At 63.2% G+C, this 18,890-nt stretch carries 20 protein-coding genes and 2 riboswitches; of the genes, 11 read left to right on the top strand and 9 right to left on the bottom strand.

Annotated features, from left to right (window positions below; translation table 11 throughout):
* Positions 1-13: 13 nt before the first annotated feature.
* The 3 genes from ACX80B_RS05020 to ACX80B_RS05010 all read right to left on the bottom strand — a co-directional run bounded on the left by ACX80B_RS05020 (position 14) and on the right by ACX80B_RS05010 (position 1,673).
* The gene (locus ACX80B_RS05020; protein ID WP_459293719.1) at positions 14-748 is read right to left on the bottom strand and encodes a GAF and ANTAR domain-containing protein; all 735 of its coding nucleotides are present in this window, start codon (positions 746-748) and stop codon (positions 14-16) included.
* 161 nt (positions 749-909) lie between these two features.
* Entirely contained in the window at positions 910-1,335 is a 426-nt protein-coding gene (locus ACX80B_RS05015) for an N-acetyltransferase (protein ID WP_459293717.1), read from the bottom strand.
* Positions 1,332-1,673 (bottom strand): hypothetical protein, encoded by a 342-nt coding sequence (locus ACX80B_RS05010; RefSeq protein ID WP_459293715.1) that lies wholly within the window; start codon positions 1,671-1,673, stop codon positions 1,332-1,334. Before ACX80B_RS05010 ends, ACX80B_RS05015 begins: the two co-directional genes overlap by 4 nt.
* Positions 1,674-2,095: 422 nt before the next feature.
* Here ACX80B_RS05010 and ACX80B_RS05005 point away from each other — a divergent pair, with 422 nt between their 5' ends.
* The 3 genes from ACX80B_RS05005 to ACX80B_RS04995 all read left to right on the top strand — a co-directional run bounded on the left by ACX80B_RS05005 (position 2,096) and on the right by ACX80B_RS04995 (position 5,060).
* Positions 2,096-2,740, top strand: coding sequence for a cupredoxin domain-containing protein (locus ACX80B_RS05005; RefSeq protein WP_459293713.1), 645 nt, complete (start codon positions 2,096-2,098; stop codon positions 2,738-2,740).
* Positions 2,741-3,168: 428 nt separating this feature from the next.
* The gene (gene sigK, locus ACX80B_RS05000; protein ID WP_459293711.1) at positions 3,169-3,732 is read left to right on the top strand and encodes an ECF RNA polymerase sigma factor SigK; all 564 of its coding nucleotides are present in this window, start codon (positions 3,169-3,171) and stop codon (positions 3,730-3,732) included.
* 230 nt (positions 3,733-3,962) lie between these two features.
* A complete protein-coding gene (locus ACX80B_RS04995; RefSeq protein ID WP_459293709.1) occupies positions 3,963-5,060 on the top strand; it encodes an ATP-binding protein in 1,098 nt (365 codons plus the stop codon).
* 80 nt (positions 5,061-5,140) lie between these two features.
* Here ACX80B_RS04995 and ribA read toward each other — a convergent pair whose 3' ends face one another.
* The gene (gene ribA, locus ACX80B_RS04990; protein WP_459293707.1) at positions 5,141-6,571 is read right to left on the bottom strand and encodes a GTP cyclohydrolase II; all 1,431 of its coding nucleotides are present in this window, start codon (positions 6,569-6,571) and stop codon (positions 5,141-5,143) included.
* A 10-nt stretch (positions 6,572-6,581) separates the two neighbouring features.
* On the bottom strand, positions 6,582-7,322 hold the full coding sequence (locus tag ACX80B_RS04985) for an ion transporter (RefSeq protein ID WP_459293705.1): 741 nt from the start codon (positions 7,320-7,322) through the stop codon (positions 6,582-6,584).
* Positions 7,323-7,396: 74 nt separating this feature from the next.
* Here ACX80B_RS04985 and ACX80B_RS04980 point away from each other — a divergent pair, with 74 nt between their 5' ends.
* The 3 genes from ACX80B_RS04980 to ACX80B_RS04970 all read left to right on the top strand — a co-directional run bounded on the left by ACX80B_RS04980 (position 7,397) and on the right by ACX80B_RS04970 (position 9,930).
* Positions 7,397-8,794 (top strand): MATE family efflux transporter, encoded by a 1,398-nt coding sequence (locus tag ACX80B_RS04980; RefSeq protein ID WP_459293703.1) that lies wholly within the window; start codon positions 7,397-7,399, stop codon positions 8,792-8,794.
* 10 nt (positions 8,795-8,804) lie between these two features.
* The gene (locus tag ACX80B_RS04975; protein ID WP_459293701.1) at positions 8,805-9,386 is read left to right on the top strand and encodes a DUF308 domain-containing protein; all 582 of its coding nucleotides are present in this window, start codon (positions 8,805-8,807) and stop codon (positions 9,384-9,386) included.
* 70 nt (positions 9,387-9,456) lie between these two features.
* Positions 9,457-9,930, top strand: a complete 474-nt coding sequence (locus tag ACX80B_RS04970; RefSeq protein WP_459293699.1) for a hypothetical protein — start codon at positions 9,457-9,459, stop codon at positions 9,928-9,930.
* 7 nt (positions 9,931-9,937) lie between these two features.
* Here ACX80B_RS04970 and ACX80B_RS04965 read toward each other — a convergent pair whose 3' ends face one another.
* Positions 9,938-10,486, bottom strand: coding sequence for a CGNR zinc finger domain-containing protein (locus ACX80B_RS04965; protein ID WP_459293697.1), 549 nt, complete (start codon positions 10,484-10,486; stop codon positions 9,938-9,940).
* Positions 10,487-10,580: 94 nt separating this feature from the next.
* On the opposite strand from ACX80B_RS04965, the gene ACX80B_RS04960 reads away from it, so the two are divergent.
* Positions 10,581-11,570, top strand: coding sequence for an EamA family transporter (locus ACX80B_RS04960; protein WP_459293695.1), 990 nt, complete (start codon positions 10,581-10,583; stop codon positions 11,568-11,570).
* Positions 11,571-11,582: 12 nt separating this feature from the next.
* Here ACX80B_RS04960 and ACX80B_RS04955 read toward each other — a convergent pair whose 3' ends face one another.
* The 3 genes from ACX80B_RS04955 to ACX80B_RS04945 are packed head-to-tail and all read right to left on the bottom strand — an operon-like array spanning position 11,583 to position 14,512.
* Complete coding sequence (locus ACX80B_RS04955) at positions 11,583-13,889, bottom strand: heavy metal translocating P-type ATPase (protein WP_459293693.1); 2,307 nt, start codon at positions 13,887-13,889, stop codon at positions 11,583-11,585.
* A 6-nt stretch (positions 13,890-13,895) separates the two neighbouring features.
* Positions 13,896-14,117, bottom strand: coding sequence for a heavy-metal-associated domain-containing protein (locus ACX80B_RS04950; RefSeq protein WP_459293691.1), 222 nt, complete (start codon positions 14,115-14,117; stop codon positions 13,896-13,898).
* Positions 14,118-14,119: 2 nt separating this feature from the next.
* A complete protein-coding gene (locus tag ACX80B_RS04945) occupies positions 14,120-14,512 on the bottom strand; it encodes a metal-sensitive transcriptional regulator (RefSeq protein ID WP_459293689.1) in 393 nt (130 codons plus the stop codon).
* 168 nt (positions 14,513-14,680) lie between these two features.
* A riboswitch (cyclic di-AMP (ydaO/yuaA leader) is annotated at positions 14,681-14,880 on the top strand.
* A gap of 5 nt (positions 14,881-14,885) precedes the next feature.
* On the opposite strand from ACX80B_RS04945, the gene ACX80B_RS04940 reads away from it, so the two are divergent.
* The 4 genes from ACX80B_RS04940 (at position 14,886) to ACX80B_RS04925 (ending at position 18,886) form a co-directional block, all read left to right on the top strand.
* Positions 14,886-16,151, top strand: a complete 1,266-nt coding sequence (locus ACX80B_RS04940) for a hypothetical protein (protein ID WP_459293687.1) — start codon at positions 14,886-14,888, stop codon at positions 16,149-16,151.
* 189 nt (positions 16,152-16,340) lie between these two features.
* A riboswitch (cyclic di-AMP (ydaO/yuaA leader) is annotated at positions 16,341-16,540 on the top strand.
* Positions 16,541-16,594: 54 nt separating this feature from the next.
* On the top strand, positions 16,595-17,401 hold the full coding sequence (locus tag ACX80B_RS04935; RefSeq protein ID WP_459293685.1) for a M23 family metallopeptidase: 807 nt from the start codon (positions 16,595-16,597) through the stop codon (positions 17,399-17,401).
* A 121-nt stretch (positions 17,402-17,522) separates the two neighbouring features.
* A complete protein-coding gene (locus ACX80B_RS04930; RefSeq protein ID WP_459293683.1) occupies positions 17,523-17,888 on the top strand; it encodes an ArsR/SmtB family transcription factor in 366 nt (121 codons plus the stop codon).
* Positions 17,885-18,886, top strand: coding sequence for a cation diffusion facilitator family transporter (locus ACX80B_RS04925; protein ID WP_459293681.1), 1,002 nt, complete (start codon positions 17,885-17,887; stop codon positions 18,884-18,886). Before ACX80B_RS04930 ends, ACX80B_RS04925 begins: the two co-directional genes overlap by 4 nt.
* Positions 18,887-18,890 lie beyond the last annotated feature (4 nt).

The following is an 18,890-nucleotide window of genomic DNA, read 5'->3' as shown; positions in this document are numbered from 1 at the left end:
GTTGGTGCGGTTTTCAGCTATCGAAGTGTGTGTGCGGCGGGGCGTTTGTTCCCGTTCCGGCAACGATTTGTCCGGCAAGGGTGCGGAGTTTGATGTTGCGGTGTGAGGACGCTTTTTTGAGGAATTCGAACGCCTCATTCTGGCTGCAGCGGCTCTGGCACATGATGATTCCGATCGCGATGTCGATGACAGTGCGCGTGGCCATGGCAGCGTGCAGATCGGCAGCGATATCGCTGTGATGGGCCACTTTCACGGCCAGCCGCAGGGATCGTGATGCCTCATCGGCAAAGGTGGTGGCTTTAGCCGTGACTTCGTCCGTGAACTTGCCAACGGTGTTGGAGTATAGGTTCAGCGCCGCCCGTCCTTCTCCCTCCAGGTTGAAGGACACGGCTAGGACCGAGTGCATGCCGTGGCCGGTGATTGCCTCGATATAGTCTGGCCAGCGCTGCTCCTGGCCGAGGTCCGGAACCCGGATAGTGCTTTGTTCTCTGGCTGCGGTCAGGCAGGGACCGTCGTTGAAGCTGTATTGAACTTCATCCATCTTCCGGGCGTATTCGCTGCTGCTGGCCACCGTCGCGGCCCTCTTTTGGCGCAGCAGGGTGATACCGCACAGTACTTCTTCGCCGTCACTGAGTTCCTGCACAGCGTGCCGGCAGAGTTGGTCGAGGAATTCCTGCACATCGGCCGAGTCGAGGACAGCGTCCTGGAGATAGTCGTTGGTGGTTAAATCGGTCAGTTCGCTGCTCATGTGCAGCCCCCGTAGTCTGTGATGCCAAGAGCGGCATTGGAAGACAATTTCAGCGCCCGGAGCACCATCGGGCATGCAAAGGGAAAAAGAGATCAGCCACCAAGTCGGCGTAGCTATGAACGGCACTCTGCTTGACCGTACTAATAATTCTACCGGGCGGGTCAACCAATGGGGCTGGCCGGAATCAGGGACGGAACATCCGGGGCAGGCCTCGACCGGTTTAGCTCGTCCGGACGTGGAAGCCCGAACCGGTGCCTCCGGTCAACCGGCACCAGGGGAAGATAGCCGTGATGAGTGGCGATGAAGTACCGCATCAATGGGCAGAAAGGTAATACCTCGATCCGCCGGCGCTGTGCATCATTGAGGACGGCTCGGATCAACGCTTCGCCGAATCGGATATTCCGGAAATCCCGGCTGAGTTGTGTCAGCGTGAAACGGAACTGCCCATCATCCATCTCATACGCCACGAAACCTGCCACCGCCCCGCCCTGATAAGCCTCGAACCGGTGAAGCTCACGATTAATATGAACAGCCACCACCGGCTCCGCAACCTCTTTGACCGCAGCGGTCAAACGTCGCCCGCTCACGCCGCCAACTTATGACCAGCGTGGGATACAGGACAGCCAAGGAGAACAGGCGGAGCGATGACGCTCACGTTCCCATCAAATCCCCGTACCCGCCAGGGGTCGTTATCGACGGCTTGACCGGCCGCAAACGCATGCAGCCGGTCCAGGCCCGCCGGCTCAATGTGGTGTGCGGCCGAAAGATCGACCGTGACCATCAGCCCGTCTTTCAGCGCGTGGGCGCGCCGGATTAAAGGCAATAATGAAGTGCAGCTGGAGGCGGTCAGGCATCCGCCGACTTCGAGACAAACGGTGCTTTGATCAATGTCAACCCGGACGGTGACACGCAGTTTGTGGTCCACAGTTTCGCTTCCAAAAACGAGAGATCCATGGGCTAACTGCTCAACCGGCAAACAGATTATCGTAAGTGTACTGATAGTTGCAAAACTTTCGCGCGGTTGAACCGGTCGGCATACCTGAAATGACAGTTACGCGACGCTACAGCCGCTACCAGGGGAAACCCCATCCTGTGCCGGGGCGGCATGGCATTTGCTTGAACGGCCATCGAAGAACACGGTGCCGAGGCGATGCCATGGTGCATCGTTGGGCGAATCGTACGCGGAATGCGCTTGTCCGTGAGTGATATTGGGCGGCCGGGCAATCGATGGGACGGTCTGTGACGAATAGCATAGTAGCGGTGGGTCTGTGTGCAATCCGCGCCCCGGAGCGTGGCGAACGAGAAGAAAAAATTCACCCGAAGGGTCCGCCGCGGGAAGGCACCATCATGAACACCAGCAAGAAAGCTCTCAGCATTGCGTTCTTGGCCACACTGGCCAGCGGCGCGACTCTTGGTTCCGCCTCTATCGCAGCCGCTTCAACTCCGGCGGTCAATGCCCCGGCGATGACCCAGGCGGCCGAAGTCACCATCACTATCGACGATTTCTCGTACGCGGTCTCCGGACCGGTCACCCCCGGCGCAACGGTCACCGTCATCAATAACGACGACGTCCCGCACACCGCCACCGACGCCAATGGCGCAGTCGATACAGGGATCATTGAAGCAGGAGCGACGGGGACGTTCACAGCGCCGCAGGAGCCCGGCGAATACACCCTGATCTGCACACTTCATCCGAACATGTCCGGTTCGCTGATGGTCGAAGCCGCCGGCGGCTCGATGGGCGGCGGTTCAATGGATGATGAGTCCATGGGCGGTGGTTCCACGGATGACGGCGCCGCGGGATCGATGGATGATGGTGCCGGGATGGAGCAACAGGTCAGCCCGATGCCCGAAGGTGGCGCGGACACCGGTGTGACGCAGCCGGGCAACGCCGCCAACCTCGGCGTCCTTGCCCTCGGCGGTGGCCTGATACTGGTTGCCGCAGCCGGTGGAACCTATGTAATACGCCGCAAGGCAACAGAACGGTCATAAGGGAAAAGCACTTTCCCCGTATTGAGTAAATAGAAACGGCCCCCGGTTAGCCACGGAATCGATTGGTTCCACGGTAAACGGGAGCCGTTTCTTGTGCCGGTGGGATGTTTGGCGCGGGTCGGTCGGACTGTACATCCAGAGATCCGCCCCCGTGGTTCTGATGAGCCGCCGCTGGTCTCTGGGATTGGTTGGGATTCTTATAGGAGAAGCGTTCCTCTGCTTTTAAACGCTCTGCGCTGTTAGGAGCCGGGATGTTGTGCGGTATCTTGGTTTCTATGAGCGGCCTCGGTTACCGCTCCTTGATTAATCGTTTCTTTACCGTCTGACCGCACGGCGAGCTACCGCAAAGGCAACCCGTCATTAACAGACATGACCGCGCGCAGTTCAATACTGCCGACCAGAAAGATCCGCTGCCGGCACAGAATACTGTGCCGAGGATCAGTGCGGATCAGGGCACGTTGGCCGCACTTTTGCTGCGCACGGGTCAAGGAGACAGCGAAGCGTTCGCGGCGTTTTATAGATTGACTTCAAAGCGGGTGTACGGTTTTGCGCGAAAGACTATCGTCAGCGCTGAAATCAGCCAAGAAACCACGCAGGAAATCTATCTGATGGTGTGGCAGAACGCATCCAAAAATAACTCCGCCGCCGGCAGCGCCATGACATGGTTGATGACCATGACGCACCGCAGGGCCGTCGATAAAGTCCGCGCGGAGCAGAACCGCATCAATCGGGAAGCGCGCTGGGGCGCCAAAACGCACAACATTGAATACGACGTCGTAGCCGAAACCGTCACCGCCAGGATCGACGCACAGACTGTCATGAGGTGCCTGCACACCCTTTCGCCCATTCAACGCGAAGCGATCAGCCTCGCCTACTACAACTGCCTGACCTACCGCGAAGTGGCCGAACAGCTATCAACGCCGCTGTCCACAGTCAAAACCAGGATCCGAGATGGGCTCAAACAACTACGGGCCTGCCTGGACGAGGCATAAACTCAGCCCCCAGAACCAGGATCAAACCTTCTGCCCGACCAACCGCATGAATGCGGGAGCTATCCAGTCGATTTTTTTGGGTGTTCGGATATTGGAAGGAGCCCCCGCATCCACTCATCCACTCATCCGTGCACCGTCACGCGCCAGGGGTAGGGTGGGTATTTAGTCATAAAACTCATAGGAACAATCAAACTCACAAGATACATAGCTACTCACAAGGACCATGCCGTATGGAGAACCCATTTCGACCCTCGGCCGGCGCAACACCGCCGCACATTATCGGCCGCGCCGGGCTGCTCGATGAGTTCGACTACGGCCTCCGTCTCGGCGCCGGCGCTCCGGGACTCCTCACTATTTTCACGGGTGCCCGGGGCATAGGCAAGACCGTCATGCTCGGTACCGCACACGATATGGCCCGCGAACACGGATGGGCCGTGATCTCGGAAACCGCAACCAGCGGGTTTATGGGGCGGATCGGTGAATCCATGAAGCGGCTCGCCGAAGAACTCGGAGACGGGCCACCGGTCCGCCGTATCACTGCGATCTCGGCTGCGGGCTTCAGCCTCACGACGCAACTGCCGCCTGAACGCCAGGTCGCCTGGCGCCATATCGCCACCGAACTCCTCGGACTCCTCCGGGACCGTGGTACTGGATTGGTCATCACCGTGGATGAAATCCACGCGGCTGACCGTGCTGAACTGGCGCAGCTGGCGGCCAGCGTTCAGCACCTCATCCAGGAACGGCTTCCGATCGGACTGGTCTTTGCCGGACTGCCGGCTGCGGTCTCGGACCTGCTCAACGAGGGCGTGGCCACATTCCTACGCCGGGCCGACAAGATCGACCTGCACGCGGCCACGGTCCGGGACGTGGAAGGATCATTCGCCGAGACATTCACTATGGCGGGCTTCAGTATCGAACCGGAACTGGTCCATCAGGCCGCCGAAGCGACCGGCGGGTATCCGTTCCTGATCCAACTCGTCGGCTATTTCCTCTGGCGGGAGGCCGAAAACAACAGGGGAGCTCTCGAGCCGGAGCTCGTATCCAGGGCCATTGAAGCCGCCAACCGGCGCAACGCACGCACCGTGATCGAAGCCGCCCTTGCCACAGCATCCCCAAAAGATCTGGAATTTCTGCACGCCATGGCCGAAGACGATGGTCCGTCGGCTGCCGGTGACATCGGGCAACGGCTGGTCGCCAGGACGAACCTTGTCGCCAACTACAGGACCAGGCTCATCGCCGCTGGTCTCATCGAAACGGCAGGATACGGCAAGGTCGACTTCGCCATCCCCGGCCTGCGCCAATACCTCAGGGCCAACCCACCAGCTTAAACAGCGGCCACGTTCGGTGACATAATTGATATTACGTAAGCTTTCGAGCGGCGCAGGCAGAAACCCTCACATGACCTTCCTTAGGGCGCTTTCCGGATGGAGGCGAGGTCGAATTCCATGCAGGTGTCGGCGCCGAAGAGGAAGCGTCGGGCGGGGGCGCGCAGGGCGTCGGATAGTTTGTCGCTGCCGCTGAAGCGCAGGCCGGGAACGCCGTCGCCAATCAGCACCGGCGCGGTGGTGAGGAACAGTCGGTCCAGCACGCCGGCGGCGAGGAATGCGGAAACGATCCGGCCGCCGCCTTCGACCAGGATGCGGCCCAGACCACGTTCGGCGAGGGCAATCAGGACCACCGCGGGGTCGAAGCGGGTTCCCGACGACGTCGTTTTAACTGGCAGCCGGACGATTTCCACTTGGTCCGGCATTCCTTCCGGCGCCTCCGCGTCGGGGCCGATGAACCACATCGTCGGTGCGGCTCCGTCGGTGAAAACCACCGAGCCGACTGGCGCGCGGGCGGCGGGATCGAGCACAACCCGGACAGCGTTGGGCCCCTCCACGTCGCGCACCGTCAGGCGGCAGTCATCGGAGCCGACAGTGCCAACGCCGACGACGACGGCGTCGACCAGGGCGCGGAGCCGCTGCAGGTGTTCCCGGTCGGCAGGTCCGGTGACGAAATTCGAGTCCCCGGTGCGGGCAGCAATGAAGCCGTCGGCACTCTGGCCGAGTTGGGCCAGCACCAGTTGGGAACCGGCCGCGAGGAGCGGTCCGTAGCGGCCGACGAGTTCCTGTGCATCGGGGGTCAGCGCGTGTTCAGGGCTGATGCGTCCTTCAAGAAGTTCCGCCCAAGCCTGCTCGGTCTCCAGCGGGCGGTCGTGGCCCATCCGTTCGCGTTTGGTACTGAGGTAGTGGACGTTTTCGGGGTGTTCGGCGACGATCAGCGGCACCCGCGACACGACGTCGACCCCTAAGTCTGTCAGCGCATCAAACTTGGCGCGGTTGGAACTGAGCAGCCGCAGCTGCGGCACATTCAGCTCGGCCAGGATGGCGGCCACGGCGGCATAGTCCCGCGCATCCACGGGGAAGCCGAGCCGGTGGTTGGCGTCCACGGTGTCGAGGCCGGAGTCCTGCAGTTCGTACGCCTTCAGCTTGCCGGTCAGACCGATGCCGCGCCCTTCATGCCCGCGGACGTATATGATGACGCCGCGTCCTTCTTCCGCGATGGCGCGTTGGGAAGCCCGCAGCTGGTCACCGCAGTCGCATCGGCGCGATCCGAGGGCATCGCCGGTGAGGCACTCGGAATGCACCCGCACCAACGGGGGGCGGGTGCCGGCGGGTGCGGAAACGGCGTCGACGTCGCCAAGCACGAGGGCAACGTGCTCATGGCCGTTTTCCTCGTCCACGAACAGTTGCATGTCGAACTGGGCATATTCGGTGGGCAGGATGGTTCGCGCCTCTCTGCGGATGCCCGGATTCACCGCGAGGCGTCCCGGCGTAACAAAAGTCTCGTCAGTCACAATTCGAAGCCTACCCGACCGCTTGCCGGCCATCAGCCTCCGGACTTGTCGTACCGTTTTCCACCACATTTTCGCCTCCCTCCGTTGCCTCGTCGCCGCGCAGGAAGTAAGCCCCGACGGCGCCGGCCAGTGTCGCGAAAACCGCCACCGAATACATCGCGAGCAGCACCTGCAGTACGCTCGCGAACGTGTCCGGTGCACGAAGCTCAGCCCCGGTGATAGTGGACATGGCGGCATCCAGCAGGGCCGCTGCGTAGTTCTGGTAGGAACCGACGACGTAGAGCAGCTGGCTGGAAACAAGAATGACGACGCCGGTGACCGCCGCCAGCCAGCCGATCCGGCTGGAGAGCAAGCGCCCGGCCGATCGGGAGCCGCGGATGCCTGCCGAGACGACGCCGCCGAACCGGGCAAACCGGGCGATCCGCCAGAAGCGCAGGGCCTGCAGGGCGCGGAAGAACCGCAGGAACGGCACCAGCAGGAAGATGACCTGCCACCAGTTGCGTTTCCAAAACCGTTTCTGGTCCCGGGCAATATAGGCGCGCAGCGCGAACTCGGCGACGAACACCGCCCAGAAAATCCAACCGGCCACCGTCAACGCCGTGATGAGGGTGGGATCGGTGGCGAGCAGCTGCCCGAGGACGATGAAGAGGAACAGGAAACCCAGAATGCCCATCGGCCGGTCCAGCCGGCGAGCCAGCCGTTCGGCAGCGTTGAGCCGCTCCTCAACGACCGTGGATCCAGGGGTGTCCATACGATATACAGTCGCATATCCACAGGCGGCGAAACAGTCCCGGGCGGAAAGGAAAATCGCCTTAGGATGGGCAGGTGCGTGCAACATCCTCCGCCCGGAACCGGACTCCAGCCTCGACGAGCCGGCAGATCCTGCGGCTGGCGGTGCCGGCATTCGGTGCGCTGATCGCCGAACCGCTGTTCCTGCTGGCCGACTCGGCGATCGTCGGCCATCTCGGCGTTGCCCCGTTGGCGGGACTGGGGCTTGCCTCCACCCTGCTGCAGACCGGCGTCGGGCTTATGGTGTTCCTGGCATATTCGACCACCGCCGCGGTGGCGCGCTACGTCGGTGCCGGGCGGGCGGGCGATGCGCTCGCCGTCGGCAGGGACGGACTCTGGCTGGCGGTGCTGCTCGGGGTGGTGATCGCGTCAGCCGGGTGGATTTTCGCCGAACCAATCGTGCGGCTGATGGGGGCCGACGGCGAGGTGCTGGGTTACGCCGTCGACTATCTGCGCTTCTCCATGCCCGGACTGATCGCCATGCTGCTCGTGCTCGCCGCGACCGGTGTGCTGCGCGGACTGCAGGATACGAAGACGCCGCTGGTGGTGGCGACGGTCGGCTTCGCCGCGAACATCGTGCTGAACTTCGCCCTGGTCTACGGGCTGGACCTTTCGGTGACGGGCGCGGCGCTGGGCACGAGTATTGCCCAGTGGGGGATGGCGGCCGTCTATATACGAATCGTGGTCCGGGCCGCGCGGCAGCATCACATCAGTCTCGCCCCAGACTGGCCCGGCATCCGCTCGGTTTCGCGCGTGGGCAGCTGGCTGATGCTGCGGACACTCAGCCTCCGGCTCGCGATTATCGCCACCGTGTTCGTGGCCACCGCCCAGGGTGCGGTCTCCCTGGCGGCGCACCAGTTGGTGATGACCGTGTTCACCTTCCTGGCCTTTGCCCTGGACGCGCTGGCCATCGCGGCCCAGGCCATGATTGGCAAGGAACTTGGCGCCGGGGTATCGGAAAAGGCGGCCGACGGCGATGCGCCCCAAAGCGCGGCGCAGCAGATTGTGCACGCGCTGACCCGCAAGATGATCAAATGGGGTGCCGGTTTCGGCGTCATCACAGGGGTTCTGCTGGCAGCTGTTGCACCCTTCATCGGCTGGATCTTCACCTCCGACCAGCAGGTCCAGGCCGCATTCGCCGCCGGATTACTGGTGCTCGCTGCCGGACAGCCGATCGCCGGTTATGTGTTTGTGCTCGACGGGGTCCTCATCGGAGCGGGCGACGCGAAGTATTTGGCGATTGCCGGCGTCGTCAATCTGGTTCTCTACCTGCCGTTGCTGTGGTGGGTCTTCAGCGGGGATCTCAGTGGCGGGGCCGGGATCGCCTGGCTGTGGGCGGCATTTGGCGTCGGTTATCTGGCGGCGCGCGCGCTGACTCTGGGGTGGCGGGTGCGCGACGACCGCTGGATGGTTGTCGGTGCGAGCCGCGGCTAAAGTGGATTGGATGATGGAGCGGATCTGGAAACCACTGCTGCTGCGTGCCCTGATCGCGGCCGTTTTCGGTGCCCTGACGATCTTCTGGCAGGAGCCCTCCGCCCTCGTGATGGGCATTTCCGGAGCGTTCTACCTGATCGGAACAGGCGTGGCGATTCATTGGCTGCGGGAAAAACTTCGAAGCGCGCGCGAAATTCCAGACAACCCCCTCACCTTGCGTCTGCTCAGGTTTTCGGCGGGCGTTCTCCTGGGTGGCGGTGTCGCAACTGTGACGTTCACAACCCCGGAGATCTTCTCCATCGTCGTGACCGTCGCCCTGCTGCTGGCCGGCGCCGTCGAAATTTTCCTTGGGCTGAAGCACCGCCGCACCACTGAGATCGGGCGCGACTGGCTCATCACCGGGGTGGTCAACGCCGCTACCGCCCTGATCCTGCCCGCATTGCCGCTCTTCGCCCCACTGGAACCGCACGCGTTGCTGGGTGTTCTCGGCGGCTCGGCCATCATCACCGCCGTCGTGCTGCTGCTGGCCGCGTTGGGCTACCGGCACGAGGCGCAATCGGGCAAGGCGGGTCCGTCACAGGCCGTAAACTAGTAGAGCCCGTTACAGTACTGCCGGCTCCCAGCGGCGGCGCGGGCGGAGTCGATCAACAGGAGTGATGTCAGTGGCCAGGAAACCAGGAGCGCGTTCGCGGACCTCGGTGAAGGCACCTCTGATCTTTTCGGCCGTGCTGGCTGTCATCGCCGGCATAGCGGTCACCATTTTCTCGACCGGCGGCTCCACGCAGGCGCCGCGCGTGGACCTGGGAATCACGGCCGCGGGGATCGTTTTCATCGTGGCGCTGGTGGTCGCGGCGATGCTGTCCATGAGCGAGAAGCCGAACGACCAAGAGCTCGGGCAGGGTTCCGGCATTAACCTGAGTTCGTCGAAGATCCCCGGCGGAGCGCAGAACGCGAATCAGCCGCGCAAGGACGATGGCGGCCGGTTGGCCGGTCGCTATGGCGCTACCGAACAAGTTGATGCGCCGGAAACTGGCCGCGATGCCGAGGGTAGTATGCGCAGGGTCGAGCCCGAACATCACGGCGGCGTGGACAGTGACGACGAGACCCCCGGGCCGCTGCACCCACCAAAAAAGTAAGCGGTAGCTACGCGCTGGCTCCGGCCTTACGGGCCCGGTACGCGGCTACATGGGCGCGGTTGGCGCAGTTTCCGGTGTCGCAATACCGCTTGGACCGGTTCCGGGACAGATCGACGACGACGGCGCTGCAACCTTCCGCTTCACAGATCCGCAGCCGTTCCAGTTCCTTCGAGCGGATGACGTCCACCAGGGCCATCGCGGCTTCAACGGCCATGCGCGTCTGAAGTGGATCTTCCGGGCTGGTGGCGTGCAGGTGCCAGTCCCAATGGTCGTGTTTAACGAGCTGGGGGAGCGCATTCGCCTCGGCCAGCACCTTATTCACGATCTGCACCGCCTCCGACTCGCTTGCCGTCCAGACCTGCCGCAAACGGGGGCGGAGAGCACGGACGGCCTCCAGCTCGGCCTGGTCGTGAGCGCGGCTGCCGGTGTATTCCTCTTGCTGCACGAAGTCTTCAAGCGCGGAGAGGTCCGCAAGTTGATCGCCGTCGTCGTTGAGGGTGTTGACCAACGCCGCAACCGAACGCAGCGAGACTTCTGTGTCATTAGCAAAAAGCAAATTGACTCCTGACGTGTGCTACCTTTGTGTCACTAGTGTAGATAGATTTCACTCCTGACACCAAGTGCGGGAGATCTCTGTGAAGGGAGGGAACATGAGGAACATTCCGGCACGCCTGACTGGTTCAGGACTGGGCGTGGCATTGGTCTCCGCGGCAACTTTCGGGGTGTCTGGACCGTTTGCCAAGTCCCTGTTGGAGAGCGGATGGTCGCCGGGAGCGGCCGTCGGAATCCGGCTCGGCGGCGCCGCATTGGTGCTGGTTGTGCCGATCCTCCTGACCCTCCGCGGACGCTGGTCGGTGCTTCTGCGCGGCTGGCCGATGATCGTCGCCTATGGGCTGGTCCCGATCGCCGCCTGCCAGCTCTTCTACTTCAACGCCGTCCAGCACCTTTCCGTCGGCGTCGCGCTCCTGCTGGAGTACCTGGCGCCGGTGTTAATTGTCGGCTGGTTGTGGCTGCGCACGCAGAGGGCGCCGCGTTCGCTGACCGCAGTGGGTGCCGTCATCGCGATGGCAGGACTGGCGCTGGTGCTTGATCTGTTCGGCGGCTCCGTCACCCTCAGCCCGATCGGCGTGATGTGGGGCTTGCTGGCGGCCGTCTGCCTGGCGGCATTTTTCCTGATGTCCGCGCATTCCGACGACGCGCTGCCGCCAATGGTGTTGGTGGGCGGCGGACTCGTGGTCGGCACGGCGGCAATCTTCCTCGCGGGTTGGATCGGGCTCTTCCCGATGAAGTTCGCGGCGACCCGGGTGGTGCTGGTCGGCGCCGAGGTCTCCTGGCTCGTTCCGGCGCTTGGACTGGTGCTGATCTGCGCCGTGGCGTCCTACCTGACCGGCCTGGTTGCCGTGCGGCGGCTGGGGTCGCAGGTGGCGTCCTTCATTGCGTTGACCGAAGTGCTCTTCGCAGTTCTGGCGGCCTGGCTGATGCTGGGCGAACTGCCCGGTCTGATTCAGCTGGCCGGCGGTTCGTTGATTGTCACCGGCGTCGTGCTGGTCCGGTACGACGAACTGCGCCGGCTGCGTAAGTTCACCACCGGCGCCTCGAAGGAGCCGCTCCGGGAAACGGCATCAGCTTCCACGCGTTGAGATCGATTGCCGTTACTTGCCGAAGCGGCGCAGTCGAAGGCTGTTGCTGACGACCAGCACCGAGCTGAAGGCCATTGCGGCGCCGGCGATCATCGGATTCAGCAACCCGAAGGCCGCAATCGGGATGCCGATCGCATTGTAGAAGAACGCCCAGAACAGGTTGGTCTTGATCGTCCCGAGCGTCCGGCGGGACAACTCGATCGACTCCGCCACTTTACCCAGGTCGTTGCCCATCACGGTCAGGTCGGCCGCCTCGATGGCAACGTCCGTTCCGCTGCCCATCGCGATACCGAGGTCCGCCTGGGCAAGGGCGGGAGCGTCGTTCACGCCGTCGCCGGCCATGGCTACCGTCCGGCCTTCGGCCTGGAGCTTTTTCACGGTCTCGACCTTGCCTGCGGGCAATACCTCCGCCATGACGTCGTCGGCAGCGATGCCGACGGCGGCAGCCACTTGGGCGGCGACGGCCAAGTTGTCGCCGGTCAGCAGGATGGGCCGCAGGCCGAGTTCCTTCAGCCGGGCAACGGCGGCGGCCGATCCATCCTTTACCGTGTCCTTGAGGCTGATAATGCCGGCAACCTGGCCGTCCACGGCGACCCAAATGGCGGTTGCGCCGGCGTCTTGCTGCTTCCGGAGCACGTCCTCATGCCCGGCGGTCAGCTCGATTCCGTTCTCAGTCAGCCAGCCTGCACGGCCCGCCACCACGGTATGTCCATCGACGGTGCCGCGCACCCCGCCACCGGAAGCGCTGTGGAAATCGGAGACGGGGGACAGCCGAATCTCCGCCGGCGGTTCCGATTGCCCGGTGCGGGAGCCGGCGTCGGAATCGTCGGGGAGTTCACCGTTGCGGGCGGCGTCAGCGATGGCCTGCGCGATGGGGTGTTCGCTGGCGTTTTCCACCGAGCCGGCCAGATGCAGGACCTTTTCGACAGGCAGTGGGCCAAGCGGAACGACGTCGGTCACGGAGAGCTCTCCGCTGGTGACGGTTCCTGTCTTGTCCAGCACGAGCGTGTCCACCGAGCGGGTATCTTCGAGGATCTGGGGTCCCTTGATCAGGATGCCCAGCTGAGCTCCGCGGCCGGTTCCGGTCAGCAGCGCCGTCGGTGTTGCCAAGCCCAACGCGCACGGGCACGCGATAACCAATACTGCCACGGCGGCGGTGAAGGCGGCCTGCACGTCGCCTGATTCCAGTCCCGGAGCGGCGGCGAGCAACCACAGACCGAAGGTCAAGACCGCGATGGCAAGCACTATGGGTACGAAGACGGCGCTGATCCGGTCGGCAAGCCGCGCGATGGGAGCCTTGCCGCTCTGCGCTTGGCTGACCAGTTTGGCCATTTGCGCCAGTGTGGTGTCGCTTCCAACACGCGTGGCCCGGACGTGCAGGCGTCCGCTGGTGTTGATGGTCGCGCCGGTCACGGTGTCGCCGGGGGCGACGTCGACGGGCAGCGATTCGCCTGTGATCAGGGAAGTGTCGACGGCGCTGTTTCCGTCCGTGACAACGCCGTCGGTGGCGATCTTCTCGCCGGGACGGACAACGAACGTATCGCCGGCAGCCAGCTGGCCCGACGGGATCTTGACCTCGACGCCGTCGCGGAGCACGGACGCGTCCTTGGCGCCCAGGTTCAGCAGGGCCTTGAGGGCTTCGCCGCTGCGGTGCTTGGCGTTGGCCTCGAGATAGCGCCCCAGCAGCAGGAAGGTGGTGACGACGGAGGCGACCTCGAAGTAGAGTCCGTGGGCCGACATCGGCATACCTGTATGCGCGGTCACCATTGGATTGCTGATCAGCACGTAGGCGGAGAACAGGAAGGCCGCCGCGACGCCGATCGAGACGAGCGTGTCCATAGTGGAGGAGAAGTGCCGGGCGTTGACGGCGGCCGCACGGTGGAACGGCCAGGCTGACCACGTCACGACCGGCAGGCTTAGGATGGCCGCAACCCAACCCCAGTGTGGAAATTGGGCGGCCGGAATCATCGAAATGACGAAGATCGGCACGGTGAGCAGTGCGGCGGTAATGAGCCTGGGTTTCAGCGTCGATGCCGGAACGTCGCGGTGCCCACCGTCGTCGTGCTCAGGTTCAGGCTGATGCAGTGTGGCGGAATAGCCGGCTGCATGCACGACGTCGATCAGCTGTTGGTCGCTGATGTCGCCGGAGACCGTGACCTGGGCGGATTCCAGCGGGAGATTGACCGACGCCTGTACGCCCTCGAGCTTGCCGAGTTTACGTTCGACCCGGCCGACGCAGGAGGCACAAGTCATCCCCTCGATATCCAGCTCCACCACGCGGGCGTTTTTGGACAGGGCAGTGTCGGTGTCAATCGCCATGGATATTTACGCTTCGTTCGCCACTACGAGGTAGCCGGCTTCCGCGACGGCTTCGCCGATTTCGGCGTCGGACAGCTTCTTGCTCGAGGTGATGGTGGTGGTGGAGATTCCAGACTTGTTCAAGTCGATTTCGACGTTCTCGACGCCGTCGATTTCCTTCAGCTCTTCCGTTACCGAGGCGACGCAGTGGCCGCAGGTCATGCCGGAAATGTTGACGATGGTGTTCATTGTTAGCTCCTTAGCAGGCGTGAAATGGCGTCCGAGGCTTCCTTGACCTTGGCGTCGATGTTTGCGAATTCTCCGGTGGTCTGTGATTCGGTGGCCGCACCGACTACGCAGTGGGCAATGTGCTCCTCGAGTAGTCCGATGCTGACGGCATGCAGCGCCTTGTTGATGGCGGAAACCTGCGTGAGGATATCGATGCAGTACTTGTCCTCATCGATCATCCGCGCAATGCCTCGAACCTGGCCTTCGATCCGCTTGAGCCGGCGCAGGTACGCGTCTTTGTCCGACGTGTAACCGTGATTTTCCTGGGCGTCCCCGGTGACGGGGTTGATGCCTGCATGGCTGTCCAATTCCGCCTCGGTGAAGGTTTCGGCAGGGCTTTGGTCAGTGGCGCTCATGGTGTCCTCTTTCGCTGATGCTTCTTTCACGGTATACCCCCACAGGGTATAGGTCAAGTACCCCCAAGGGGTATGTGGATAAGCATAACGAAATTGTAACTTCGCAGCGTTTCTGCTTAGTCTGGGGCAGCACCGCCTGTAGGGGTGCAGCCGGTCCGTACACCGAACCCTGTCAGCGGACCGGTCCCGTTCATAGTTATGGCAGGGGCGGAGGAACCACCAGCGGCAGCATCGCAACTGCCTGGGGGTGAAGCCGCAGTGGCATCGCAACCGGTACGGCCACCGTTCGGCCGTACCGCCGCCGCAGCGGCCGGGTCTCCTCGACCCGAATCCGACAGCTAACTTCGCAGGTGTTTGAGAGAGGACCAGTTTGATGCGCAGTAAACCCACCGGCCGCCGTGCGGCTGCTCCCGGCACTTCCTCCGCACGCGCGGCATTCGTTCCGCGCTCCAACCACTCCCCACTGCCTGGACATCGCTGGGCAGCCGCGCCGGTTCCCGCCGCGGCTGGAACCAGCCCGTGGGTCCGCAACGGCTCACTTGCGCTCGCCGTGACCGGCATCGTCGTCGCCGTCGCGCTATCGCAGATTCAGCCGCCAACAGCCGATGGAACGACGCAGGCACAGAACGTCGGCGAATCGCCCACCGCCTCCACCGCAGCAAATGTAACTTTCCATTCCGATTGGCTGACCACCGACGCTGTCATCCACGGCTACCTCGGCGGGGATGAGGTTGACGGCGGCTCCGGTGACGGACTCTTCGCCAGCAAGGCCAGCAGCGGCGAAGCGCTTTTCGCCAGCAATGACGGCACTGTCATCAACGGCAACTCCGGCGCCGACAACATTGTTGCTGCCGATGGTTCCGGAAGCGTCGTCGCCAGCGGTGCTGCTGGCAATGCCCCGGCCGCAGGCAGTTTGAAGGCCGCAGGGGGAAGTACTGCAGAATTTCAATCCACGCAACGGCCGGTAGGCGATTTAACTACGCAGGCGGCGCTGGATTCAGCCGGAGCACCAGCACCGGAACCAGCGGAGCCAAGCGGTCCAGTATCGTCGGATGAGTCCGATGGCGACGGCATCGAGGCGCAGAACAGTACCCCGGGTGATGCGTCGGCCTCGGCCTCTGGCTCAGAAACACAGACGGAAGCGACGCCGGCTCCGGCCAGCGCTAAGGGTGACGGGACTACTGCGGCTGCGACCCCCAGCGGGAGTGCTGAAACTACGCCGGCTGCCGCTCCCACTGAGAGTGGCGAATCTTCGCAGGCGACGGCTCCTGCCGAGGCTGCCGGGACATCGCAGGCATCGACGGCGGAGCCCACCAGCCCCAGCCCGGAGCCCACCAGCCCCAGCCCGGAGCCCACTGGTCCGAGCCCGGCGCCGACCACCTCCAGTCCGAGCCCGGCGCCGACCACCGCTAGTCCGAACCCGGCTCCGACCACCACCTCCACCCCCGAGCCCTCAAGCACCAGCCTGAAAACCGTGGAACCGAGTCCGGAACCCACCACCTCCAGCCCGGAGTCGACGGACGGAACTGATCGGGACAGCTGGGATGGCTACGACGGAGACGGCTGGAGCGACGGCGACAGCGCCGGCTGGGACAACCGCGACGAAACCAACCCGGACAACCGCGGCGGACAAGACTGACCTACCACTACGGGAACAACTAACTAGACGCCCACCTATGGCCTGTTCCGGAAAATCTCCTGTTTCGACACGCCTCCTGTGCCGTGAGACTCGCCACAAACCGGGTAACGAAATTGTAACTACGACTTTCATCTGTTTAGTCTTGTCTATCGCCGTTTTTGTCCGGCGCCCCTGGTCCGTCCACCGAATCCTGTCAGCGGACCAGTTCCGTTCGTATTGATGACAGGGGTGGAGGAACCACCATCGGCAGTCTGACTGCCTTGGGGTTAAGCCCGCCAGCGGCATCGCAATCGGTTTGGCTTTCTACAGCTGACCGCTGCCGCGCAGGGCCGAGTTTGGTCTCAACTCGAATCCGACAGCTAACTTCACAGGTGTCTGAGAGGACCTTTTTGTTTCGCAATAAATCAGCGGGCCGCCGCGCAGCGGATCCCGCAACTTCCCCTATGTCCGAATCAGCTCCCAGCAGCCGTTCGGGGCAGCCCGGCCGCCATAGCGCGGCATCAGCAGCACCTAAGTCTTCGCAATCCTGGGTCCATAAGGGCGCCTTGGCGCTCGCCGTAACCGGCATGATCGCCGCGGTTACCTTTCCCCAGGCCCAATCGCAGGCAAGTCAGGATCAGCTGGAAGCAGTTTCGAGCGTCGCCAGTTCCGTCACCGCTTCGACAGGTGCAAGCCTCGACTTCACACCGAACAGCCTCAAACCTGGAGCTATGGCGGACGACGACGAGGAAAAGGGTTCCAGCGTGAAGCCGGCCTCGAGCGGTTCTGACGACAAGGCTTCCGGATCCACGTTGGCGGGCAAGGATTCCGACAAGGAAAAGGCGAAGAAGGACGAAAAGCAGAAGTCCTCTTCCAAGTCCGAGGACCTGGGGGCCCCGCTGGCGTACCTCAAGCCGACATCGTCCTTCGGCTACCGCGTCAGCCCCATCACCGGTGCTGCCAGCGAGTTCCATTCCGGCCAGGACTACGCCGCGACTTGCGGCACCCCGGTCAAGAGTTCAGCTGACGGCAAGGTCGTCCAGGCCGGTTGGCACCCGTATGGTGGCGGCAACCGCGTCACGGTCAAGCACGACGACGGTCTGAAGACGACCTACAACCACATGGCGGCGATCAAGGTTAGCGCGGGCGAGTCAGTTAAGGCGGGCGAGTCCGTAGGCAATGTCGGTTCGACCGGCGCCTCCACCGGTTGCCACCTGCACTTCGAGGTGGTCGAGGGCGGCCAGACGGTAAACCCTCTCGGCTTCCTGTAACAAAACCCGGCTGCCGCACTGGCAGCGAAGCGGTCTCCGCAGTCATTACGACGACGGCGGGGGCCGCTTTCGTATGTCGGCACGTATTGAGGTAATCACCCGGTTGTGTCATTATCTGCATATGGATGCAGATAAGCAGGTATGCGGCGCCGACGTCGATAGTCAGTACGTTGAGCTGGCCGTCGAGGTTTTCTCGATGCTTGCCGATGCAACCCGGGTCCGCATTATTCTTGCGTTGCGCGATGAGGAGTTGTCGGTGAATCATCTCGCCGACATCGTCGAAAAACCGTCTGCAGCCGTGTCCCAGCACCTGGCTAAACTCCGGCTGGCGAGGATGGTCGCGACCCGACAGGTGGGAACACGGGTGTTCTACAGGCTGGAAAACGAGCATGCCCGGAAACTCGTCACCGACGCGATCTTCCAGGCCGAGCATTCGCTGGGCGGCGTTCCGCGGCATCATCACGGCGACCAGGCGGTGGGAGCATGAATCGATTGCCCGCCAACGAGCGTGTCCACGATCACGAGCACGAACATGACCACGTGCATCCGACCGGCCTGAAGGGTTTTTTCCACGGTCTTTTCGTTCCGCACAGCCATGACGTCAGCGACTCGATCGACGACGCCATGGAGTCGAGCGGTCAAGGCATCAGGGCCGTCAAAATCAGTTTGGTGGGATTGGGTGCGACGGCGGTGCTCCAGCTCATCGTCGTCTTCATCAGTGGGTCCGTGGCGCTGCTCGCCGATACGGTGCATAACTTCTCCGACGCGTTGACCGCCGTTCCGCTGTGGATCGCCTTCATCCTCGGGCGCCGTGCCGCCAACCGCCGTTACACCTACGGCTACGGAAGGGCGGAGGACCTCGCCGGACTGTTCATCGTCGCGATGATCGCACTGTCCGCCATCGTCGCCGGCTGGCACTCCATAGCCCGACTGGTCGATCCCCAGCCGCTGACCAATCTCGGATGGGTCCTCGCCGCGGGCTTGATCGGATTTGCCGGTAACGAACTGGTTGCCATCTACCGGATCCGGATCGGCCGGCGCATCGGTTCTGCAGCCTTGGTCGCCGATGGGATCCATGCCCGGACGGACGGGTTCACCTCACTGGCCGTCGTGCTTGGCGTCATCGGAGTCTGGCTCGGCTTCCCGCTGGCCGATCCCATCATCGGCCTGGTCATTACCGCCGCTATAGTCGTTCTCCTTTGGGGAACGGCCCGCGATATCGGCCGCAGGCTTCTGGATGGTGTTGATCCGGACCTGGTGGACCGGGCCGAGCGGAGCGTCAGGGCTGTCGAAGGGATCCAGGGCGTGGACCACATCCGGCTGCGCTGGACAGGCCACCAACTGCAGGTTTCGGCGTCGGTTCTCCTGTCACAGGAAACCAGCCTGCAGGAGTACGAGGACATCCGGTCACGAGTGGACCTCGCCATGCGTACTGATCTGCCGAATGTTGGCCATGTCCTTGTGGCGCCCGGCATACGGCGCTAACGGA

It is taken from the genome of Arthrobacter monumenti (genome assembly GCF_054511255.1).
This window is presented reverse-complemented; position numbering and strand designations above follow the sequence as displayed.